The sequence below is a fragment of the Halarchaeum nitratireducens genome (assembly GCF_014647155.1).
GTDB classification, from domain to species: Archaea; Halobacteriota; Halobacteria; order Halobacteriales; family Halobacteriaceae; genus Halarchaeum; species Halarchaeum nitratireducens.
In genome coordinates this window covers 381602-401862 of record NZ_BMOQ01000002.1, presented here as the reverse complement: position 1 = coordinate 401862, position 20261 = coordinate 381602, and the positions used below count along the sequence as shown (strand labels likewise).

20 protein-coding genes are annotated in these 20261 nt (G+C 68.0%); 11 read left to right on the top strand and 9 right to left on the bottom strand.

Annotated features, from left to right (window positions below; genetic code table 11):
- Position 1 precedes the first annotated feature (1 nt).
- Entirely contained in the window at positions 2-856 is an 855-nt protein-coding gene (locus tag IEX91_RS04250; RefSeq protein WP_188877293.1) for an alpha/beta fold hydrolase, read from the bottom strand.
- 60 nt (positions 857-916) lie between these two features.
- Here IEX91_RS04250 and thiE point away from each other — a divergent pair, with 60 nt between their 5' ends.
- Positions 917-1561 (top strand): thiamine phosphate synthase, encoded by a 645-nt coding sequence (thiE, locus tag IEX91_RS04245; protein ID WP_188877292.1) that lies wholly within the window; start codon positions 917-919, stop codon positions 1559-1561.
- On the top strand, positions 1558-2385 hold the full coding sequence (gene thiM, locus IEX91_RS04240) for a hydroxyethylthiazole kinase (RefSeq protein WP_188877291.1): 828 nt from the start codon (positions 1558-1560) through the stop codon (positions 2383-2385). Before thiE ends, thiM begins: the two co-directional genes overlap by 4 nt.
- Positions 2386-2422: 37 nt before the next feature.
- On the opposite strand, the gene IEX91_RS04235 is transcribed toward thiM, so the two are convergent.
- On the bottom strand, positions 2423-2869 hold the full coding sequence (locus IEX91_RS04235; protein WP_188877290.1) for an Hsp20/alpha crystallin family protein: 447 nt from the start codon (positions 2867-2869) through the stop codon (positions 2423-2425).
- Positions 2870-3066: 197 nt separating this feature from the next.
- Between IEX91_RS04235 and IEX91_RS04230 the strand changes: the two genes are divergently transcribed.
- A complete protein-coding gene (locus tag IEX91_RS04230) occupies positions 3067-3867 on the top strand; it encodes an aldo/keto reductase (RefSeq protein WP_188877289.1) in 801 nt (266 codons plus the stop codon).
- A 1-nt stretch (position 3868) separates the two neighbouring features.
- On the opposite strand, the gene IEX91_RS16250 is transcribed toward IEX91_RS04230, so the two are convergent.
- From IEX91_RS16250 to msrA, 4 genes are all read right to left on the bottom strand, one after another.
- The gene (locus IEX91_RS16250) at positions 3869-4702 is read right to left on the bottom strand and encodes an SDR family oxidoreductase (RefSeq protein ID WP_211086362.1); all 834 of its coding nucleotides are present in this window, start codon (positions 4700-4702) and stop codon (positions 3869-3871) included.
- A gap of 254 nt (positions 4703-4956) precedes the next feature.
- Positions 4957-6279 carry an orc1/cdc6 family replication initiation protein gene (locus tag IEX91_RS04220; RefSeq protein WP_188877288.1) on the bottom strand — a complete coding sequence of 441 codons (1323 nt, stop codon included), beginning with the start codon at positions 6277-6279 and terminating at the stop codon, positions 4957-4959.
- Between the two features lie 827 nt (positions 6280-7106).
- On the bottom strand, positions 7107-8066 hold the full coding sequence (locus tag IEX91_RS04215; RefSeq protein ID WP_229772783.1) for a M48 family metallopeptidase: 960 nt from the start codon (positions 8064-8066) through the stop codon (positions 7107-7109).
- Positions 8067-8152: 86 nt separating this feature from the next.
- Complete coding sequence (gene msrA, locus IEX91_RS04210) at positions 8153-8692, bottom strand: peptide-methionine (S)-S-oxide reductase MsrA (protein WP_188877286.1); 540 nt, start codon at positions 8690-8692, stop codon at positions 8153-8155.
- Between the two features lie 294 nt (positions 8693-8986).
- Here msrA and IEX91_RS04205 point away from each other — a divergent pair, with 294 nt between their 5' ends.
- From IEX91_RS04205 to IEX91_RS04190, 4 genes are all read left to right on the top strand, one after another.
- Positions 8987-9379, top strand: coding sequence for a universal stress protein (locus IEX91_RS04205; RefSeq protein WP_188877285.1), 393 nt, complete (start codon positions 8987-8989; stop codon positions 9377-9379).
- A gap of 121 nt (positions 9380-9500) precedes the next feature.
- Positions 9501-11006: an aminodeoxychorismate synthase, component I gene (gene pabB, locus IEX91_RS04200; protein ID WP_188877284.1), complete on the top strand. Its 1506-nt coding sequence runs from the start codon at positions 9501-9503 to the stop codon at positions 11004-11006.
- Positions 11003-11623 carry an anthranilate synthase component II gene (locus IEX91_RS04195; protein WP_188877283.1) on the top strand — a complete coding sequence of 207 codons (621 nt, stop codon included), beginning with the start codon at positions 11003-11005 and terminating at the stop codon, positions 11621-11623. The genes pabB and IEX91_RS04195 overlap by 4 nt, the downstream gene beginning before the upstream one ends.
- A gap of 2 nt (positions 11624-11625) precedes the next feature.
- Positions 11626-12477, top strand: a complete 852-nt coding sequence (locus IEX91_RS04190) for an aminotransferase class IV (RefSeq protein ID WP_188877282.1) — start codon at positions 11626-11628, stop codon at positions 12475-12477.
- A gap of 36 nt (positions 12478-12513) precedes the next feature.
- On the opposite strand, the gene mptA is transcribed toward IEX91_RS04190, so the two are convergent.
- Together mptA and IEX91_RS04180 are read right to left on the bottom strand one after the other, a co-directional pair.
- Positions 12514-13449 carry a GTP cyclohydrolase MptA gene (gene mptA / locus IEX91_RS04185; RefSeq protein ID WP_188877281.1) on the bottom strand — a complete coding sequence of 312 codons (936 nt, stop codon included), beginning with the start codon at positions 13447-13449 and terminating at the stop codon, positions 12514-12516.
- 318 nt (positions 13450-13767) lie between these two features.
- Positions 13768-14721: an NAD(P)-dependent oxidoreductase gene (locus IEX91_RS04180; RefSeq protein ID WP_188877280.1), complete on the bottom strand. Its 954-nt coding sequence runs from the start codon at positions 14719-14721 to the stop codon at positions 13768-13770.
- Between the two features lie 141 nt (positions 14722-14862).
- On the opposite strand from IEX91_RS04180, the gene IEX91_RS04175 reads away from it, so the two are divergent.
- A complete protein-coding gene (locus tag IEX91_RS04175; protein ID WP_188877367.1) occupies positions 14863-15777 on the top strand; it encodes a formyltetrahydrofolate deformylase in 915 nt (304 codons plus the stop codon).
- Between the two features lie 138 nt (positions 15778-15915).
- Here the strand turns inward: IEX91_RS04175 and IEX91_RS04170 are convergent, their stop codons facing one another.
- Complete coding sequence (locus tag IEX91_RS04170) at positions 15916-16767, bottom strand: methylenetetrahydrofolate reductase (protein WP_188877279.1); 852 nt, start codon at positions 16765-16767, stop codon at positions 15916-15918.
- A 565-nt stretch (positions 16768-17332) separates the two neighbouring features.
- On the opposite strand from IEX91_RS04170, the gene IEX91_RS04165 reads away from it, so the two are divergent.
- From IEX91_RS04165 to IEX91_RS04155, 3 genes are all read left to right on the top strand, one after another.
- The gene (locus IEX91_RS04165) at positions 17333-18655 is read left to right on the top strand and encodes an aminomethyl transferase family protein (RefSeq protein WP_188877366.1); all 1323 of its coding nucleotides are present in this window, start codon (positions 17333-17335) and stop codon (positions 18653-18655) included.
- A 231-nt stretch (positions 18656-18886) separates the two neighbouring features.
- Complete coding sequence (locus IEX91_RS04160) at positions 18887-19786, top strand: tetrahydrofolate dehydrogenase/cyclohydrolase catalytic domain-containing protein (RefSeq protein ID WP_188877278.1); 900 nt, start codon at positions 18887-18889, stop codon at positions 19784-19786.
- A gap of 90 nt (positions 19787-19876) precedes the next feature.
- Complete coding sequence (locus IEX91_RS04155; RefSeq protein WP_188877277.1) at positions 19877-20245, top strand: VOC family protein; 369 nt, start codon at positions 19877-19879, stop codon at positions 20243-20245.
- Positions 20246-20261 lie beyond the last annotated feature (16 nt).

Here is a 20261-nt window from a genome sequence, read left to right as displayed (position 1 = left end):
CTCAGTCGGACTCGTCGAGGGCGTCCAGCACGGCCGCGACGAACTGCGCCGGGTCGGCGTGCATCGCCATGTGCGCGCACCCCTCTACCGTCACGACGGCGGCGTCGGGGAGTGCGTCGGCGACGGACGCCACGGCGCGTCGCATCGCGGGCGGGCTATCGCCACCGAGGAGGAGCGTCGTCGGGACCGCGACGTCGGCGAACGCGGCCGGATCGAAGCGGTCGGTCTGCGTCGCGCGGATCTCGCGCGGAACCGTTGAGATCGCGTCGAGGCGGGCGCGCCAGAGCTCGTCGCCGCGCATCGAGTCGATCACGACGTCACTCAAACCGACGGCGTCGCGGAGGAACGCGGCGGTCGCGGCGTCGGGACCGTCCTCGCGGCGCAGGCGCTCGATGTCGGCCGCCGCGCCGTCCGGTTCGGGGACGTCGCCGAGCGGCGGTTCGTAGAGGACGAGCCGATCGACGGCGTCGGTCTCGCGGACGGCGTGGAGCGCGCAGATCGCGCCGTACGAGTGCCCGAGAAGGGAGACGGGCGCGTCGGGATCGGCCTCGGCCGCGGCGCGTTCCACGACCGCGGCGACGTCCGCGTACTCCCGTTCGATGTCGTACCCCTCGGCGTCGCCGCTCTCTCCACGTCCGCGGCGCTCGACGACGTACAGCGTGAACGACTCGGCGAGCGCGGGTTCGACCTCTCGCCAGTCGATTCGATGGCCGGCGGTGCCGTGGACCAGCACGAGGGGCGGCCCGTCACCGATGCGCTCGTAGGCGATCGCCGTGCCGTCCGCCGAGGTAACAGTGAACACACTCGTTCGGAGGTCATCGATCACCATGTACGTGTGGGTGGCGAACGCACCCATCGGCGCCAGCGCTGACCACAACGGTTTTCTCGGCGCGCGGACCACTACGGGTTACAACCCGTGAATATCGAGTTCGGCACGTACCTCGTCACGCAGGGGAGTCGATCGCGTGGGCGGACGACCGAGGACATCGTCGCGGCCGCCGTCGCCGGCGGCGTCGACGTCGTGCAGTTGCGCGAGAAGGGCGCGACGGCGCGCGAACGTTACCACCTCGGGCGCGCGCTGCGCGAGCAGACGCGCGACGCGGATGTCGCCTTCCTCGTCAACGACCGCGTGGACATCGCGGCGGCCGTCGACGCGGACGGCGTCCACCTCGGGGACGAGGACCTCCCGGTCGCCGCCGCGCGCGACGTGCTCGGCGACGGGGCGATCGTCGGGCGCTCGGTGTCCTCCGTGGAGGCCGCCAGACGGGCCGTGCAGGCGGGTGCGGACTATCTCGGCGTCGGGGCCGTCTACGCGACTGACTCGAAGGACGTCCGCGAGGAACACGCGGAGATCGGACCCGAGACCGTCGCTGCCGTCGCGGACGCCGTCGACGTTCCGATCGTCGGGATCGGCGGGATCACGGCCGCGAACGCCCCGGACGTGATCGAGGCGGGCGCGGACGGCGTCGCTGTCGTCTCCGCGATCACCGCCGCGGACGATCCCGAGGCGGCGACGCGCGAACTCGCGGAGGCGGTACGGAGCGCGAGAGGAAGCCCATGACCACCGACTTCACCATCGCCGACTGCCTCGGCACGATCCGGGACGAACAGCCGCTGATCAACTGCGTGACGAACGCCGTCACCGTCAACGACGTCGCCAACGTCGCCCTCCACTGGGGCGGCCTCCCCGTGATGTCCGACGACGCGCGCGAGGTGGGCGACATGGTCGCGGGCGCGCAGGGCTGTCTCCTCAACATGGGGACCGTCAGCGAGGCCGGCGAGGCGGCGATGATGACGGCGGGACGGGCCGCGAACGAGCACGGCGTCCCGCTCGTTATCGACCCCGTCGGCGTCGGCGCGACGCCGACCCGTGACCGCGTCGCCGACGCGCTCGTCACCGACCTCGATCCGGCGGTCGTCAAGGGGAACTACGGCGAGATCACGGCGCTCGCGGGCGACGACGCCGACGTCCGCGGCGTCGAATCGGTGGGCGAGTACGCCGACGTCGCGGAGACGGCGGTGGCGCTCGCGCGAGACACCGACGCGGTAGTGGTCGCGTCCGGCGAGACGGACGTCGTCGCGACGGCCGACGCGGCCTACGAGGTCGCGGCGGGCAACGCCATGCTCGGCCGGATCGTCGGCACCGGCTGCATGCTCGGCGTGACGCTGGCGACCTTCGCCGCGGCGCTCGACGACGCGGAGACGGCGGCGCTCGCCGGCGCGCTCTCCTTCGGCGTCGCGGGCGAGGTCGCGGCCGAAGGCGCGTTCGGCGACTACGAGGGGCCGGCGAGCTATCGCGTCGCCTTCATGGACGCCGTCGCCGGACTCGACGGCGCGGATCATCCGGAGCCCGGCGCGCGGATCGAACGCGTCGTCGACGTCTGAACGGAATCGAAAGCCGAAGACACGGGAGAGCGCGGCGTTACTCGACTTCGATGCGGTGGCCGCCGGAGCCGTCTTCCTTTCCGAGCGTGACGGTGAGCACGCCGTTTTTCATCGTCGCGGCGACGTCGTCCGTGTCGATCGGCTCGGGGAGCGTCAGCCGACGAGAGACGGACTGGCCGTGGCGTTCGCGGCGGACGTACGTCGATTCGTCGTCGTCGCCCTCGCTCGACCCCGTCTCCGTGGTCCGCTCGGCGGTGATGGAGAGCGCGCGGTCCTGCACGCGGACGTCGACGTCCTCCTTCTCGAAGCCGGGGAGGTCGACGGTGACGACGAACTCGTCACCGGCGTCCTCGACGTCGGCGGCGAAACCGCCCGTGAGCGCGTCGCCGCCTTCCGCGTCGAACATCTCGGCCGCGTCCTCGAACTGACGGTTCAGCCGATCGAAGAGCCGGTCGATGTCGTCGAATGGGTTGCGTCGTGTCATACGTGTGGACGAAAGGCGGTCTCGAATATAGGCGTGACGGCGGTGCGGGCGAGCGGACACGGCCGCGTCGGAGTCGTCGGGAGGCGGACGGGCAGGGAGCCGACGAGACGAAGCGGACCGAGAACCGGGGGCGACGAGTCGTGTGAGGCGCGCCGGGGCCCGTAGTGTTTTCGGGCCGACGGACGTACGTCGGCGCGATGAGCGACTTCCACCGGCTCGGCCTCGGGACGTACGAGAACACCGATCCCGCGGACTGTCGGAACGCCGTTCGAGCGGCGCTCGAAGCCGGATACCGACACGTCGACACCGCACAGATGTACGACAACGAGACGTACGTCGGGGGAGGTATCGCCGACGCCGACGTCGAGCGCGACGAGGTCTTCCTCGCCACGAAGCTCGACACGGACAACCTCGCGCGCGACGCGGTCCACGAGACGACCGCGGAGAGCCTCGAAGCGCTCGACACGGAGTACGTCGATCTCCTCTACGTCCACTGGCCGATAGACGGCTACGACCCCGCGGAGACGCTGCCCGCGCTCGACACCCTGCGCACCGAGGGCGCGATCCGCAACGTCGGGCTGTCGAACTTCACGCCCGACCTCCTCGAAGAGGCCATCGAGCACCTGGAGAGCCCGGTCTTCGCTCATCAAGTCGAGATGCACCCGCTCCTCCAGCAGGACGGCCTCCACGAGCGCGCGCTCGCCGACGACCACTGGCTCGTCGCCTACTGCCCGGTGGCGCGCGGGCAGGTCGCGGACGTCCCCGAACTCGTCGAGATCGCCGGGAAGCACGACGCGACGCCGTATCAGGTGTCGCTCGCGTGGCTCCTCTCGAAGGAGAACGTCGCGGCGATTCCGAAGGCGACCTCCGAGGCGCACATCGTCGAGAACTACGGCGCGCTCGACCTCGATCTCGATGATGGGGACGTCGCGCGCATCGACGGAATCGAGCGCGAGGAGCGACTCGTCGACTTCCCCGCGGCGCCGTGGAACGAGTGAGTTACGCCCACCCGGCGCGTTCGAAGTAGTCGCGGATCGGCGACGGGGCGACGCCGTAGCGTTCCCGGAGCGCGTCGGTGTCGGCGCCGAGGAGCGCCCCCTCGTTCGCCCACCGGTAGAAGGCGGTGAGCGCGCGCGGGGCGGCTCTCGGTCCCCGGGGATCGGCCGTGATCGATCGATCGAGGAGGGCTTCGAGGACGTCGGCGACGTCGTAGAGCGAGTGCGTCCCGGAGACGATGGGGAGGCGTTCGCCCGCGGGCGCGCGCTCGTCCGTGAACGCGGCCGCGGCGGCCCGACCGACGTCGCGCGGGTCGGTCAGCGGGACGCGCGCGTGTCCGTCGAGCGGGAACGGGAGTCGTCCCTCTGTCTCGACGGTTCCGCGGACGCGCTCGAAGGCATCGAGGGGGACGCCGGGACGCAACGAGACGTGCGTGACGTCCCTGGAGACGAGGTCCGCGTCGATCCGACCGCGGACGTCGACGAGGGGGACGCCGGGGCGCGTGTCGGCGGCGAGGAGCGACGCGTGGACGACGGTAGCGTCCGTGCGGTCGGCGGCGCGCACGAGCGTGTCGGCCCGTTCGGCCGCGGTTCGCGCGCTCGCACCCGGACCGCCGACGGCGAGGAAGAGGGCGTCGGCGTCCGCGAGGGCGTCCTCGACGTGGTCGAGTTGGTCACGCCGGCCGCGGGCGAGGCGGACGCCGCGCTCCGCGAGGTCGCCGGCGGCGTCGGCGTCCGGGTCGCGGACGAGCGCCGTGACGTCGACGGCCGCGTGACGGAGCGCGAGCGCGGCGGCGTAGCCGTATCGACCGGTCGCGCCGGTGACGAGGACGCGCACGAACGTACGGAGGACGAGGTGCTACTGGGGGCTTTCGGTTCGGAACGGTGGATCGCTCGTCGAGACGGGCGACGAGGACCGACGACGAACGACCCCGGCGTGTCCGCCGTTCCGCACCGACACCACCGCGTCCGCGGTAATCGTCGGCGTGACCGATCGGGACGGCGGACGGGGCCACCGCCTACCCCACCGTGTCCGCAGTAATCGATCGCGGAGGGACGGCGGGCGGGGCCGCTGGCCCCGCTCGGGGAGCGCTACTCGAAGGACGCCAACGACGCGTCCGAGCGATCCGGGTCGGCCCGTGTCTCACCATCCGATCCGTCGCCCTCGGTGCTGGCGACCGCCGTCGTGAGATCCGGCATAGCGTCCTCGGCGAGTTCGACGACGGACTCGTGGACGCCGACGAGTTTCACGGTCTCCGAGAGCGCGCTCAACACCTGCTCGACGGGCATGTCGAGTTCGTACTCCCGGTACGTCCCGCCGCGACGGCCCTCGTTGCGCTCGGTCACGGAGATGATCCCGAGCATGGCGAGTTCGCTCAGGTGATCGCGCATCCGGCGCGGGACGAGCGGATCGCGTTCCGCGAGTTCGGCGAAGCGCGTGTACCGCGGGCGGACGTCGCGCGAGCGGATCGGCGTTTCGCCCTCTAGATCGTTCGTCACGAGCGCGTAGAGGACGAGGTGGCCGTGTTCGGTGAGCCCCCTGATCCCCTCTTCGATGCGGCCGCGTTCGAGCGCGGTGCGGCCGCGATCGACGTGGTCTTCGGTAATCGTGGTCGCCTCGTCGTCGCGCGCGACGTCACCCGCCTTCATCAGGAGGTCGATCGACTGGCGGGCGTCGCCGGCGTCCTTCGCGCCGTAGGCCGCACAGAGCGGGATGACGCCGTCGTCGAGAACGCCGTCGTGGAACGCGACGTCCGCGCGCTGTTTCAGGATGGCCTTCAGGTCGGTGGCGTCGTAGGCGGGGAAGTGGATCTCGTTCTCACAGAGCGAGGACTTGACCTTGGGGGAGAGGTCGTCGCGGAAGGAGAAGTCGTTGGAGATGCCGATGAGGCCGACCTGCGTGTCTTCGAGCTTGCCGTTCGCACGGGCGCGCGGGAGCTGATAGAGAATGGAGTCGTCGCCGATGTTGTCGATCTCGTCGAGGACTATGAGGACGGTCCCGCCGTGGGAATCGAGGTCCTCCCAGAGCATCTCGTACACCGTCGCGAGCGGGTAGCCCGTCGTGCTGATCTGATTGTGCTCGGCGCGCAGTTCGTTCACGAGATGGGTCGCGACCTGATAGGAAGAGGAGAGCCCGTCACAGTTGAGGAAAATGATGTCGAGGGCGATGTCGTCGTACTCCTCGGCGTCCTCCCGGAGGTGGTCGAGGAGGTAGCGCGTCGCGGCGGTCTTCCCGACGCCAGTCTTCCCGTAGAGGAAGACGTTGTTCGGCTGCTCGCCGTTGATGACCGGCTGGAGGGCGGACGTGTAGGTGGAGAGTTCCTCGTCCCGCCCGACCAGCTCGGCCGGCTGGTAGTCCTCCCGAAGCGCGTCGCGGTCCCGATAGATATCGGTGTCCCGCTCGAAGAGTCCCATACGAACACCCCTCGTCGGATCGCATAATAAAACCACCGCGTCCGCAGTGTCCGCAGTTCTACAGAATATATATACGACGAACGATGGCACATCAAGATTTCGGCCACGACCCTCCCCCCACTTTGTCCGCAGTAACGAGAAAAATAGTGGGGCGGGAGTGAGAGAAGAGTTTCTAGATGGACGATAGTTCTAAGTAGGAGTATAGCAAATAGTACCCGTACTGGGTTATTAAGGAAATGTTAGTTATTAGAAACGTTGGAGTTCCCGACAGCGTCGTCCTTTACCGATCCCGACAGAGGCGGTGAAAATATCCTCGTGCCGCATTTACCAGCAATATACACTTCTTCTTTCTCCCCCCGTCCGTGCCCCCGAACGCGATTACTGCGGACAAAGTGGGGGGAGGGTTCGTCCCGTCGTCGCGGATCGCGGACGCTCGAAGAACAGCGGACATCGTGGGGTGTCCCTCGTCGGTCATCGTCTCGAATCACGCCGGTTGTCGCCACCCGGTCGTACCGTCTCGCTCTCGACTCGTGTGACCGACACACGTCGTCGGCTCGTACTCCTTTCGACTCTTCGGCCGTGAACCGATCGTCCAACTGCACCGTCTGCTTCCGTCTCGGACCGATTTACTGCGGACAGAGTGGTGTTGCCCGTCGATCCAGTCCCTCGCTGTTGCACCGTCGACGGGGACGATAGCCGTCGATAGAGTTCGGGATCGGTGGATCGATGTGCGTCTGTTCCGTCTTGGCCCAGCGCGACCGACACCACTCTGTCCGCAGTATCGTCGGTCGTGACCGTCTCAGGTTGCAGATTATCGGAACGTCGAATCACTCGACACGAACCTGAACGGTGTCGTCCGACGCGGCCGCCTTCTCCCGGAGACGCTCGACTCGCTCGTCGAGATCCGGGTGCGTGGAGAACCACCGCTCGATCGGGTTCTCCACGTCGTCGTCGTCGCTGTGCACGTAGAACGGCGAGAGGACCGCCCACGTGGGCCGGCTCGCGCGTTCGATCTTCCGTAGCGCCCGCGCCAGCGCGATCGGGTCGTCGGTCACGTCGGCCGCGCGGTCGTCCGCGGCGAACTCCCGGTGTCGCGAGTGCGCGTTGACGGCGAACGTGAGCGCGATGAGGCCGAACCCGATCACCCCATCGAGGACGCGCCGAACCCGTCCGACCGGGTTCTGCGTCCACGTGTCCGGTCGACCGCTGAACCACGCCCAGGCCTTCGCCAGCCCGGTCGTCGACAGGACGGCCGGGAAGAGCACGATCGACAGGAGCCCCGTGAGCGTCTCGCCGACGCTGAACGCGAGCGTCCGGACGAACCCGTCGTGGCTCTCTAAGTGCGCGAGTTCGTGCGCGAGAATGGCGTCGAGCTCCGTCGTGGTGAGGAGACCGAAGAGCGAGCGATCGAGGACCACGACGCCGGTCCCGATGCCGCCGAGTGCGAACGCGTTCGGCATCGCCATCCGGCCGACGTAGAACGCCGGGACGTCCGTGTCCATCCGCTCGCAGAGCGTCGCCGCCCGGTCGTAGAGTCCGGGCGCGCGCTCCCGTGCGATCGGCTCAGCGTCGAGTCGCGCCAGGAGGTGTCGCGTCCCGAACGCGTAGCTGAGAGAGCCGACGACGATCACGGCGACGGCGACGATCGTGAGCGCCGTCGTCGGATCCGGTCGAGTCGTCCAGAGGACGGCGAGCACCCAGTACGCGAGGGCCGCGGCGCCGACGTATCCGACGAGGAGCGCGACACCGACCGCCGCCATCGCCAGTCGGAGCCCGAGTCGCTTCATCGCTCGCGTCTACGGTCGCCTGCCCGAAACGCGTTCCGGCGGTCGCCGTTCCCGCCGGTCGATCGAGTCGCCCTCGGCTCCGCGTCCTACGCCGAGGGTTCCACCTTCGACTCGAAGGCCTCGCGCACCTTCTCGACCTTCGGGCGCGCGTGCATCGTGCAGTACGCGTCGTTCGGGTTCTTCTCGAAGTAGTTCTGGTGGTACTCTTCGGCGCGGTAGAAGGCGTCGAGCGGTTCGATCTCCGTCGCGACGTCGTCCGCGTACTCCCCGTCGAGCGCCTCGATGTACGCCTCCGCCTCCTCACGCTGGCGGTCGTCGTGGGTGAGGACGATCGAGCGGTACTGCGAGCCGACGTCGGGACCCTGCCGGTCCACCTGCGTCGGGTCGTGGATCGTGAAGAACACCTCCAGCAGGTCGGCGTACGAGACGACGCCCGGATCGTACTCGATCTGGACGACCTCCGCGTGGCCCGTCTCGCCCCTGCACACCGCCTCGTACGTCGGATCTTCGACGCTCCCGCCGGCGTAGCCGGACGTGACGTCGACGACGCCTTCGAGTTCCTCGAACGCCGCCTCGATACACCAGAAACACCCGCCACCGAACGTCGCGGTCTCGGTCGCAGTCATACCCCCACGTACGCCACCCACACATATGTAGTTAGCGCGCGCGATGACGCGACGGCGGAATTACCTCGTTGCTAGACTATGTGTGTATCTGATTATTCGGTGGTATCTTCCCGGCTTGGACCGTCCCACGTGCGATCGGGGGTTCGTTTCGAGTCGGCATCGAGACCGCGGACGAACCAAACTATGATTACCGATGGGATCCAACTCGAAAACATGCGCGCTGGCCGAACCGAACGGACGCGGGTCGTATCGACAACACTGCGAACCGAGCGGCTGTCGAGGGTGCGTACGTAGATGTACGAGATCCTCGTGCCGCTCGACGACCCGGATCGCGCCGATAAACAGATCGAGTCCATCCTCGATATGCCACTCCAGATGGACGAGGTCCGCGTGACGCTCCTCCACGTGTTCACGGACAACCCGGAGGGCGCGTCGGTCGGACAGATCGAGTCGGTCCACGAGGCCCAGGACTTACTCGACGACGCGGGCGTGGAGACGAACCTGATCGAACGGAGCGGGGACCCCTCGACCGAGATCGTCGAGGCGGCCCGCGACCTCGACGCGGACCTCATCGCGCTCGCCGGCCGCTCGCGGAGCCCGACCGGCAAAGCGGTCTTCGGAAGCACGACGCAGCGCGTCATCCTCGAGGCCGAGCGCCCGGTCGTCGTCCAGAGCGTCTCGGAGTAGCGCACCCCCGGCCGCGTTGCTCCGGGCGGTTCGGACCGCCACCGTCGACGTTACCGACTGGTGCTGTCGGCCATGCTACACCCACCGAAACTGGTTTGTTCGTTCGCATCCGACTACGCGCGTGAGCAAGCAGTACGTTCGTCCCGTCACCGACCGGGGAACGTTCCGCGCGGCGGCGCGTGACGCACCCGACGGCGCGCGCGTCCCGGTCGAAGTCCGCCTCTCCGTCGAGGACCCGTTCGAGGCCTACCGCCGAGCACGCGGCGGGCGCGTGGCGGACGTCGGGACGCGCGAGCCGTCGTTCTTCTACGAGACGGGCGGGGACGCCGACGGCTGGGGCTACTTCGGTGTCACGCCCGCGGACGTGACGACCATCGGTCCCGAAGACGAGGGGGCCTTCGCGGCCATCGACGCGCTCCTCGCGGACGAGACGCTCGTTCGTGGGGGCTGCGACGTCCCGTATCCCGGCGGCTTCTTCGGCTACCTCTCGTACGACGCGGCGCGGGAGACCGAGGCCATCCCCGAGACGACGACCGACGACCGTGCCCTCCCGCGCCTCGAACTCGCCGCCTACGAGTGCCTCGCCGCGTGGGAGGCGCCGTTCGAACCGGGCGACGACCTCCGCGTGGTCGCCGCGCTCCGCCTCGACGCGCACGACTCGATCGACGAGGCCTACGACGCCGCGCTGTCGCGGGCGACGGCGCTGGCCGAGCGTGCCCGGGAGGGCGATCCGGCCGTCGGGCCGGCGCCCGCGCCGGACGCGACGACGGCGGCGTTCGAGAGCGACGCGGGCCGCGAGGCGTTCGCCGGGCGCGTCGCTCGGATCAAGGAGGCGATCCGCGCGGGCGATACGTTTCAGACGAACGTCAGCCAGCGCCTCCGTGCGCCGGCCGCCGTCCATCCCGTCGAGGCGTATACGGCGCTCCGCGACGTGAACCCCGCGCCCTACGCTGGCCTCGTCGAGTTCCCGTCCTGCGATCTCGTTTCCGCGAGCCCCGAGCTCCTGCTCGAACGGGCGGGCGATCGCCTCGTCACGGAACCGATCGCGGGGACGCGGCCGCGCGGCGAGAGCGACGCCGAGGACGTCGAGTACGAGGCCGACCTCCTCGGCGACGAGAAGGAACGCGCCGAACACGCGATGCTCGTCGACCTCGAACGCAACGACCTCGCCAGGGTCTCGGAGCCGGGATCGGTCGCCGTCGAGGAGTACCGCCGCGTGGATCGCTACTCGCGGGTCATGCACCTTGTCTCGCTCGTCACCGGCCGGATGGCGCCCGATACGTCGCTCGGCGAAGCCGTCGAGGCCGTCTTCCCCGGGGGGACGATCACGGGTGCCCCGAAGCCGAAGACGATGGAGCTGATCGAGTCGGTGGAGACGACCCGCCGCGGACCGTACACGGGCAGCATGGCGGCGATCGGGTTCGACGGCGACGCCGCGTTCAACATCGTCATCCGGACGCTCGTCCGCACGGACGCCGAGTACGCCCTCCGCGTCGGTGCCGGCGTCGTGCACGACTCGGATCCCGACGCCGAGTACGACGAGACGCTCGATAAGGCCCAGGCCCTCGTCGACGCGCTCGATCGCGCGCTCGCCGCCGACGCCGGCGGGATGGAGGTCTCGAAATGACCGTCCTCGTCGTCGACAACTACGACTCGTTCGCGTACAACCTCGTCGACTACGTGGCGAGCGAGAGCGACGCGGACGTCGTCGTCCGCCGGAACGACGCCATCGACGTCGACGACGTTCGCGCGCTCGACCCCGACGCCGTCGTCGTCTCCCCGGGTCCCGGGACGCCCGCGGAAGCCGGCGTCTCCGTGCCGCTCTTCGACACCGACTATCCGATTCTCGGGGTCTGTCTCGGCCACCAAGCGCTCTGCGCCGCCCGCGGTGCCGACGTCGTCCGCGCCGACGCCGTCGTCCACGGCAAGCCGTCCGCGATCCGCCACGACGGTACCGGGATCTTCGCGGACCTCCCCGACGCCGTCACGGTCGGTCGGTACCACTCGCTCGCCGTCGACGCCGACACGCTCCCCGCGCGACTCGCCGAGACCGCGTGGACGGCGGACGGCGAGCGCGACGACGTCGTCATGGCGGTGCGGGACCGCGAGAAACCGCACGTCGGCGTCCAGTTCCACCCGGAGAGCGTTCTCACCGGCCGACCCGACGATCCCGCGGATCTCTCGCTCGGCCGTCGGCTCGTGGCGAACTTCCTCGCGGGCACGGGCGCGGAGCGCCAGCAGTGACGATGCAGTACCACGTCGACGGCGCGCTCGTGGACGCCGACGCGGCGAGCGTGAGCGTCGCCGACCGGGGCTTTCGCTACGGTGACGCGGCCTTCGAGACCCTCCGCGCCTACGGCGGGACGGTCTTCCGGTGGGACGACCACGCGGCGCGCCTCCGGAACACGCTCGACGCGCTCGGCTTCGAGCGGTATCCGGACGCCGCCGACATCCGCGCGCGCGTCCGGGAGACGCTCGCCGCGAACGACCTCGCCGACGCCTACGTTCGCGTCTCCGTCACGCGCGGCGCCCAGCCGGGCGCACTCACGCCCGGCCCCGCGGACCCGACCGTGATCGTCGTCACGAAACCGCTCCCGCGCGGCGGTACCGCCGGCGACGACGTCTGGGACGCCCCGGCGAGCGCACGCGTCGTCGAGACGCGCCGCGTGCCCGACGCGGCCGTTCCCGCGGCCGCGAAGACGCACAACTACCTGAACGGCATCCTCGCGCGGAACGAACTCGACGGAGAGGACGAAGCGCTCCTGTGTGACGTCGACGGCCGACTCGCCGAGGGCGCGACGAGCAACGCCTTCTGGGTTCGCGACGACACCCTCCACACGCCGACGCTCGACGGCGACGTTCTCCCGGGCGTGACGCGACGCGCCGTCCTCGATCTCGCCGCACGCGAGGGGATCGACGTCGAGACCGGAACGTACGACCCGGTGGCTCTCCGGCGCGCCGACGAGGCGTTTCTGACGAACACGACGTGGGAAATCCGACCGCTCGTCGACGTCGACGGGACGGCGCTCCCGGTCGGTCCCCTCACCGAGCGGCTCGCGGCCCGCTTCGACGCGGCGGTCGAGGCGGCGCACTACTAGCGGTCCGCGACTCGCGGCGCCGCGGCCGCGGACTCCCTATTCGCCGCCGTCGACTTCCTCGCGGAGCTGCGCGAGGGGAGCGACGCGTTCGGCGTGGGCGTTGTGCTGGTGGATGGACTCGTCGTTCGACTGCTTCATCGTGACGACGGTCCCGTCCGGCAGGTCCGGATACTCGTCGACCACCCGCTCGGCCATCGCTCGCACGCAGTCCTCGACGAACCGGGCGTTCGCGTGCGCTTCGTACGTCATGTGGTCCTCGTCCGGGCGCTTCGCGAGGTTGTAGATCCGCGCGCTCATCGCGTCGCGCGCGATCTCGATGAGGTCGCGCAGATCCACGTCCGGCGTTCCGGCGGTCTCGACGGTCAGCGTCGCGTGTCCCCGCTGCGAGTGACCGGCCTGCGGGACGTCGCGGAGGAACGACTTCACGTCGTCCTCGTCTACGCCGAGGTCGGCGAGCCGCTCTGCGGCGCGCGCCGACATCATCTCCTGACTGCAGGGACAGACGGTCATCCCGGTCACGCGGACGCCGACCTCCTCTCGGGTCTCCTCTCCCTCGCGTGCCGTCGCCGACGCGATGATGTCCAGCGTCGACTGGGTCGCGCGCTCCGACTCGGGCGTTTCCTCTCGCGTCATGTACGCGGCCTCCATCGAGACCACCGCCTGCGAGGTGTAGTCGTGCTTCTCGAGGAGTCGATCGGCCACCTCGCCACAGACGTCCTCGACCTGGTACGTCGGTTGGTCGATCGCCGACTGGAGCGTCTCGTCGATGACCTCCATGTTTCGGCTCATGTCGATCCCCTTGCGTTCCCGCGGGAGATCGACGTAGACCTCGAACTCCGCCATCAGGACGACGGGGCGCTTCTCCGAGCGTTCGAGCGTCACTAGCTTCTCGACGCCCGTCACGCCCACGTGGCTCAACCCCACCGAGACGTCCGGTGCCGATGCCTGCACGTCCGGAAGCTCGTCTGGCATTACCATTCAGTGGACTGGCATCCGTTTATTCCTTGCTCTTTTCGCTCCCGTCGCCGGACGCTCTCACGACACCGCGTCTCCCCCGGTTCGACGCGAGCCACAGCCGAATCGGACCGACGGAACGTATCCGCGAGTATCGGATATTTTCCGATTCGTGTCGGAAATAAGTGATTCTTTCGCCCTCGATCGACGCCCGACCCGACGGATATTTACGACGTTATGCGTGTAAACGCAATCCGGAGGCGTGTGCTTATCTCCCGAACGATCGCCGGACAGTCGAAAACATCCGATTTTATCGGACGCGTGTCGCGAGGGCCCTCAGGGCGACGTGGCGATGTACTGATCGGCCACTCGCTCGCCCTCGACGATGTTCCGGACGTTCTCCGTCAGCTGGTCGATCGTGTCTTCCCGGCTCGCTTCCGTCATCGCCGCGACGTGCGGCGTCGTGACAACGTTCTCGAAGTCGAGGAGCGGCGGGTCGCTCGGGAGCGGTTCCGTCTCGTACACGTCGAGGCCCGCGCCCGCGATCGCGTCCGAGTCGAGCGCGTCGAGCAGCGCCGCCTCGTCGACCACGGGACCGCGGGCCGTGTTGACGAGGATTGCGCTGTCTCGCATCGCCTCGAACTCCGCCGCGCCGATGAGATCCGTCGTCTCCTCGGTCAGCTCGGCGGTGACGATGACGAAGTCGCTGTGGGCCAGCGTCTCGTCGAGCGACGTGAGCTCGGCCCCGGAGAAGTCGGCGTCGATGCTCGGCACGTAGGGATCGCTCGCGTACAGCTCGACGTTGAACCCCGAGAGCAACGAGGCGACGCGCTTGCCGACGTCGCCGAAGCCGACGATCCCGACGGTCGATTGCGAGAGGCGCGTTCCCAGCGGGTACTCGTCGCGCCACTCGTCGCGTTCGATGATCGAGCGCGCCGTCGGTAGCCGCCGCGCGCTCGCCAGCGCGAGACAGATCGCGTGCTCGGCGACCGAGAGCGCGTTGTGTCCCGGCGTGTGCGTCACGGTGATCCCGTGCTCGGCGGCCGCCTCCAGGTCGACCGAATCGATGCCCGTACCGAGCTTGGCGATGATCTCGAGGTCCTCGGCGTGTTCGATGACCTCGCGCGTCATCGGGATCCGCGAGGTGACGAAGACGACCTCGACTCCCTCGACGGCGTCGAGGAGCGCGCCGCCGCCCTTCTCGATCCCGATTCTGACGTCCCACGACGATGGGAGCGCGTTCGTCAGTCGTCCGCTCGGCGTGATGTCCTGATCGACGATCGCTCGCATAGGCGTGCATCTCGGGCGCGTCACTTGTGCGTGCCGATTGCGCCGACGGCTCCCCCGAGCGCGACGTTTGACCGATAGGTTTTTGCACCCGTTGGATAAATCGGGATGCACAGCGAGCACGGTCACGTGCTGGTGTCACAGATGAATCCGAACCTAACCGAGGTCACCGTTATCGGTGACGACGATACCGGGGTACTCACCCGAGTCACGTCCGTGCTGTTCGAGCACGACGTCGAACTCGAAGAACTCGACCAGCAGGAAGAACAGGGCGTGTTCCGCGTCAAAGCGCTCGCCGACACGTCCGACGCGGACGAGTCGGCCCTCGAGGCGGACCTCGCGGCGGCTTGCGACGATCTCGGCGTCGATCTGCGCGTCCGCTTCCCCGAGGATCAGGGCGGCGATTCGCTCGGTATCCTCGTCACGAAAGAGAGCCACTGCCTCGAGGCGATGCTCGAGGCGGTCGAGAGCGGTGCCCTCGACGCCGACGTGGAGGTCGTCATCGGGAACCACTCGACGCTCGCCGATATCGCCGAGGAACACGATGTCCCCTTCTACGACGTCGGCGACGAGAACGGGAACCCCGACGAGAGCGAGATCCTCCGCCTGCTCGAGGAGCACGGCGTCGACGTCGTCGCTCTCGCGCGCTACATCCAGATAATCAGCCCGGAACTCGTCTTCCACTACGAGAACCGGATCATCAACGTGCATCCGAGCCTCCTTCCGGCGTTCCCGGGCGCGGCCGCCTACCGACAGGCCGTCAACGGGGGCGCGCGGATCGCGGGCGTCACCGCCCACTACGTCACGCCGAATCTCGATCAGGGCCCGATCATCACGCAGCGCGCGTTCAACGTCCCGGACGACGCCGAGGAGGCGGACCTCAAAGAGCAGGGCCAACCGCTCGAGGCCGACGCGCTCATCGAAGCCGTCCGGCTCCACGTTCAGGGCGCGCTCGAAGTCGCGGACGGGCGAACGTACGTCGACGACGCGGACGCCGATCTCGGTCTTCCCATGGAGATCCGAGAGCTCAATCCGTCCGAGCCGACCGACCGGAACTGAGCGACGCGGACGCGTCCGAGCGCTCTCGCTCGCGGGGAAAAGTCGCGGAGAAGTCCGCTCAGAAGACCCCCGATAGACGGTATCCTCCCTGTTACTCACCCGGTCGCCGAACGCCGACCGTCGAGTCGGCCCCGGCCGTTACTCGCCCAGCCGACTCTTCCGCCACGACTCCGTGTCCGGCACCTGGTTGAAGGTGTAGATGTGGAGCGACTGGATGTTGTACTCGGGGTCGTCGGCGTGCGGCTGGAGGCCGTCGATCAGCGCGTCGGGCGTGTAGTTCCCGCGCGAGCCGATGAACTGGCGGAGGAAGCCGAGGATCCCGTTCGTCTTCTGGAGGAAGCGAATGGAGTCGCCGACGCCGACCTTCCGCGAGATCGAGAGGAGGCGGGAGTACTTCATGACGCCCGGGATCCCGACGACGACGGGGAGGTCGACGCCGCGCGCCCGGATCTCCTCGATCCACTCGAGCACCGCGTTCGGATCGAAGCAGAGTTGCGTGGCGATGTACGTCGCGTACGGCGCCTTGTTGTCCATCGACTCGGCGAGCGTCTCGTCCGAGAGGAAGTCGTGACCCTCGGGGTAGCCGGTGATCCCGATCTCCTCGAAGTCGTAGTCGATGCGTTCGAGCCCCTGCAGGAGGTCGTACGCGGACTCATAGTCACCGATCGGCTCTTCGCGATCGCCCCCGGGGACGAAGATGTCGTCGACGCCGATCTCTGTGAGCTGTTCCGCGATCTCGGCGAGGTGGTCGTCGCCGCGGACGTATCGCGCGGAGACGTGCGGGACGACCTCGAAGCCCTGCTCGGCCGCTTCCTCGGCGGCCTCGATCGTCCGCTCGATACCGAGCTGTGGCGAGGCGGTGATCGTGACCGTCGCCCCGTCGGGGAGGTGTTCGATCTGATCGCCGAACGTATCGAACGGCATCAGTTCGTAGCGCGGGTCTGCGAGCAGTGTCGTGGAGTCGCGGGACGTCGATGTGGTTTGTGCCATGATTGTCTCCGGTCTACCGCGGTCGTCCCACCGCCGGCCCACCGTCGCGTGCGGCGGCTGTCAGCCGAGTCGGTCGAACGTACGCACGGTACATCACCTACATTATGCGCGATCAGCACTATAAGCCTTCCCCTCAACATCGCCGCTGAACCGCCGAGCGCTCGAACAGACGGAGCACGCGAATTCCGCGTATCTCGGACGTACACGGAGCTGTGCCCAGTCCCACCACCGAATCGCGCGCTCTCGCGGTCTTGACTGCCGTCTGAACACCGTCGTTTTACGAGAGTATCGATGTAAATGAACGCGTGTCCTGCTCGGGGAGCGATCCGCTCACACGCTCACTCTCTCAAATTTTCCGATCATATCGGACAGATTCGCTGGCGGATCGCGTGGCACCGACGGTCGAGCCCGCGTCGGTGACGCCGGGCGACAGAACTGTTTGACCCGCGCGCGACGTCCGCCTCTGAGCGGTATGGTGAATCGAACCACGAAAGTATTATATAGACCAGGCACAACTGATGAGTTACGACTCACCATGAGCAGAGAGTGGTCATTCAGCGACAGCATGGAAGAGGCAGTCGAAGCGGCCGGAAGCCCGCTCGACCTGATGCGCAACCTCGGCGTCGGCAAGTTCACCGAGGTCCCCGACGAGTACACGCACTGGATCGAAGAGCAGCGCTCCTGGGCCGAATCCGTCGCCTTCGCCGACCAGTCCTACCACATGTCGGACCTCCGTATCAAGGGTCCCGACGCCGTCGAGTTCCTCTCGGACTTCGCCGTCAACAACTTCGAGGGCTACGAGGTCGGGCAGGCGAAGCAGCTCGTCGTCGCCAACCCCAACGGGAACTTCCTCGGTGACGCCATCCTTTTCCACGAGGAGGAGAACAACCTCCTGAGCGTCGGTGCGCAGGCCGGTCACAACTGGCTGCGCTACAACATCGAGACCGGCGACTACGACGTCGAGTACGAGTACCAGCCGCGCCCCGCCGCGACGGGGAACGACCCCAACGACTACCGCTACCAGGTTCAGGGTCCCGACGCCGTCGAGGTCATGCGCGAGGCCGCCGACGACCCGCTCCCGGATCTCGGCTTCTTCAACTTCGAGACGATCACGATCGACGGCGTGGAGACGAACCTCCTCCGCCACGGCATGGCGGGCGAGTCCGGGTTCGAGTTCTGGGGTCCCTACGAGGAGCGCGAGGAGATCCGCTCCGCGATCCTCGAAGCCGGTGGGGACTACGACATCCGCCGCCTCGGTGCCGAGAGCTACCAGACGGCCAACGTCATCCTCGGGTGGCTCCCGCTCGTCGTCCCCGCCATCTTCAGCGACGAGATGGAGGAGTATCGCGAGTGGCTCGACGTCCGCGACGGCCTCCTCTCCGTCGGCGGGAGCTTCGACTCCGACGACATCTCGGACTACTACGTCACGCCCATCGAGCTCGGCTACGACCACATCGTCAGCTTCGACAACGACTTCGTCGGCCGCGAGGCTCTCGAAGAGGAAATCGACAACCCCGAGCGCGAGAAGGTCACGCTCGAATGGGACGCCGACGACCTCCAGAAGGTCCGCGGCTCCCTCTTCGAGGAGGGCGAGACGAACGAGTACATGAACTTCCCGCACCCGCGTAACGCGGCCTGCCCGTACGACGAGGTCCTCGTCGACGGCGAGCACGTCGGCGTCTCTACCGACAAGAGCTACGTCTACAACGAGCGGAAGTTCCTCTCCCTCGCGGTCCTCGACACCGAGTACACCGAGCCCGGGACCGAGGTCACCATCGTCTGGGGCGAGCCCGACGGCGGCGAGGGCAACCCGGTCGTCGAGCGCCACGAGCAGACCGAGATCTCCGCGACCGTCCACCCCGCCCCCTACGGCGAGGACAAGCGGTAACACCACCCTCCCGACCCGCGAGTTCCCCTCCTCGTGAGGGGGCGTGCATGTAACTCGCGGCCCCCTGCGCGGCTTTTGTCCCATCCCGCGTTTCCCGAGCGCATCGAAGGTATTTTGTGCGCTGCGCGTCCTCTGTTCTCGTAACGACCCCGAGGCCACGTTCGCCGCCATCGGTTCGGCGATCCGACGCGTCGTCCGGGGCTCGCGGCGACAACAAGGTGCTACTCAGACATGGCTGACATCATCGACGGGAACGCGGTAAGCGATCGTATCAAGGACGAACTGAGCGAGAACGTCGACGCCCTCGCCGACGAGGACGTGACGCCGGGGCTCGCGACCGTGCTCATGAGCGACGACGGCGCGAGCGAGACGTACGTCTCGATGAAACAGCGCGCCTGCGAGAACATCGGCATCAACAGCGTGCACGTCGAGATCGACCCCGAGGCCCCCGAGCAGGAACTCCTCGACAAGGTCGACGAGCTGAACGACGACCCCGAGGTCCACGGGATCCTCGTCCAGATGCCCGTCCCCGATCACGTCGACGAGCGCAAGGTCCTCCAGCGCATCGACCCGATGAAGGACGTCGACGGCTTCCACCCGGAGAACGTCGGGCGACTCGTCGCGGGCGACGCGCGCTTCAAGCCCTGTACGCCCCACGGCGTCCAGATCCTCCTCGGCGCCGCGGGCGTCGACACGACCGGAAAGGACGTCACCATCGTCGGGCGATCCAACATCGTCGGCAAGCCGCTGGCGAACCTCCTCGTCCAGTCCGGCGAGAACGCGAACGCCACCGTGACCGTCTGCCACTCGAAAACGCAGGATCTCGAGGAGAAGACACGCCGCGCCGACATCGTCGTCGCGGCCGTCGGCGTTCCCGAACTCATCGACGGCTCGATGCTCAGCGAGGGGACGACCGTCATCGACGTGGGCGTCAACCGCGTCGATGCGGACACGGACAAGGGGTACGAACTCGTCGGCGACGTCGAGTTCGAGAGCGCCGAGGAGAAGGCGGACGCCATCACGCCCGTTCCCGGCGGCGTCGGCCCGATGACCATCGCCATGCTGCTCTACAACACCGTGAAGGCGGCGGGCCTCCAGCACGACGTCGACGTCGACCTCCCGGACGCCTGAGGCGGATTCCCACGCGCCTCGCGGCCGGGCGCTGACGCTCGTTTCACCCACACCACAACGCTTACTACCGGTGCGAGCGAACTCTCGCGCGTGCTTGGAGATATCGACCACATCGAAATCGAGGCGAGTGACGCCGAAGAGATGGCGGAGTTCCTGAAGTCCCTCGGCTACGAGGAGCACCGGGAGACGACCCACCACGGCCAGTCCTTCGAACTGGTGCCCGAGGAAGGCGACGGCCCGCTCTTCGAGATCCACACGGTCGAGGGCGAGGAAGTCCCCGGCATCAACCACATCGCCTACGCCGTCGACGACATCGAGGCGATCACGGAGAAGCTCAAGGAGGACGAGAACGTCGATCAGGTCTCCGATCCCTATTACGTCGAGCACACGGGTCGCACCATCACGAACTTCCGCGACCCCGACGGCCGTCGCTTCCAGATGGTCGAAGACGACGAGTAACGCCGCCACGACCACC

Excerpts from the sequence above, each read along its gene's own strand:
- IEX91_RS04250 (WP_188877293.1), bottom strand. The coding sequence starts at position 856 with ATGGGTGCGTTCGCCACCCACACGTACATGGTGATCGATGACCTCCGA.
- thiM (WP_188877291.1), top strand. The coding sequence starts at position 1,558 with ATGACCACCGACTTCACCATCGCCGACTGCCTCGGCACGATCCGGGAC.
- IEX91_RS04235 (WP_188877290.1), bottom strand. The coding sequence starts at position 2,869 with ATGACACGACGCAACCCATTCGACGACATCGACCGGCTCTTCGATCGG.
- IEX91_RS04230 (WP_188877289.1), top strand. The coding sequence starts at position 3,067 with ATGAGCGACTTCCACCGGCTCGGCCTCGGGACGTACGAGAACACCGAT.
- IEX91_RS04220 (WP_188877288.1), bottom strand. The coding sequence starts at position 6,279 with ATGGGACTCTTCGAGCGGGACACCGATATCTATCGGGACCGCGACGCG.
- IEX91_RS04215 (WP_229772783.1), bottom strand. The coding sequence starts at position 8,066 with ATGAAGCGACTCGGGCTCCGACTGGCGATGGCGGCGGTCGGTGTCGCG.
- msrA (WP_188877286.1), bottom strand. The coding sequence starts at position 8,692 with ATGACTGCGACCGAGACCGCGACGTTCGGTGGCGGGTGTTTCTGGTGT.
- IEX91_RS04205 (WP_188877285.1), top strand. The coding sequence starts at position 8,987 with ATGTACGAGATCCTCGTGCCGCTCGACGACCCGGATCGCGCCGATAAA.
- IEX91_RS04195 (WP_188877283.1), top strand. The coding sequence starts at position 11,003 with ATGACCGTCCTCGTCGTCGACAACTACGACTCGTTCGCGTACAACCTC.
- IEX91_RS04190 (WP_188877282.1), top strand. The coding sequence starts at position 11,626 with ATGCAGTACCACGTCGACGGCGCGCTCGTGGACGCCGACGCGGCGAGC.
- mptA (WP_188877281.1), bottom strand. The coding sequence starts at position 13,449 with ATGCCAGACGAGCTTCCGGACGTGCAGGCATCGGCACCGGACGTCTCG.
- IEX91_RS04180 (WP_188877280.1), bottom strand. The coding sequence starts at position 14,721 with ATGCGAGCGATCGTCGATCAGGACATCACGCCGAGCGGACGACTGACG.
- IEX91_RS04175 (WP_188877367.1), top strand. The coding sequence starts at position 14,863 with ATGAATCCGAACCTAACCGAGGTCACCGTTATCGGTGACGACGATACC.
- IEX91_RS04170 (WP_188877279.1), bottom strand. The coding sequence starts at position 16,767 with ATGGCACAAACCACATCGACGTCCCGCGACTCCACGACACTGCTCGCA.
- IEX91_RS04165 (WP_188877366.1), top strand. The coding sequence starts at position 17,333 with ATGGAAGAGGCAGTCGAAGCGGCCGGAAGCCCGCTCGACCTGATGCGC.
- IEX91_RS04160 (WP_188877278.1), top strand. The coding sequence starts at position 18,887 with ATGGCTGACATCATCGACGGGAACGCGGTAAGCGATCGTATCAAGGAC.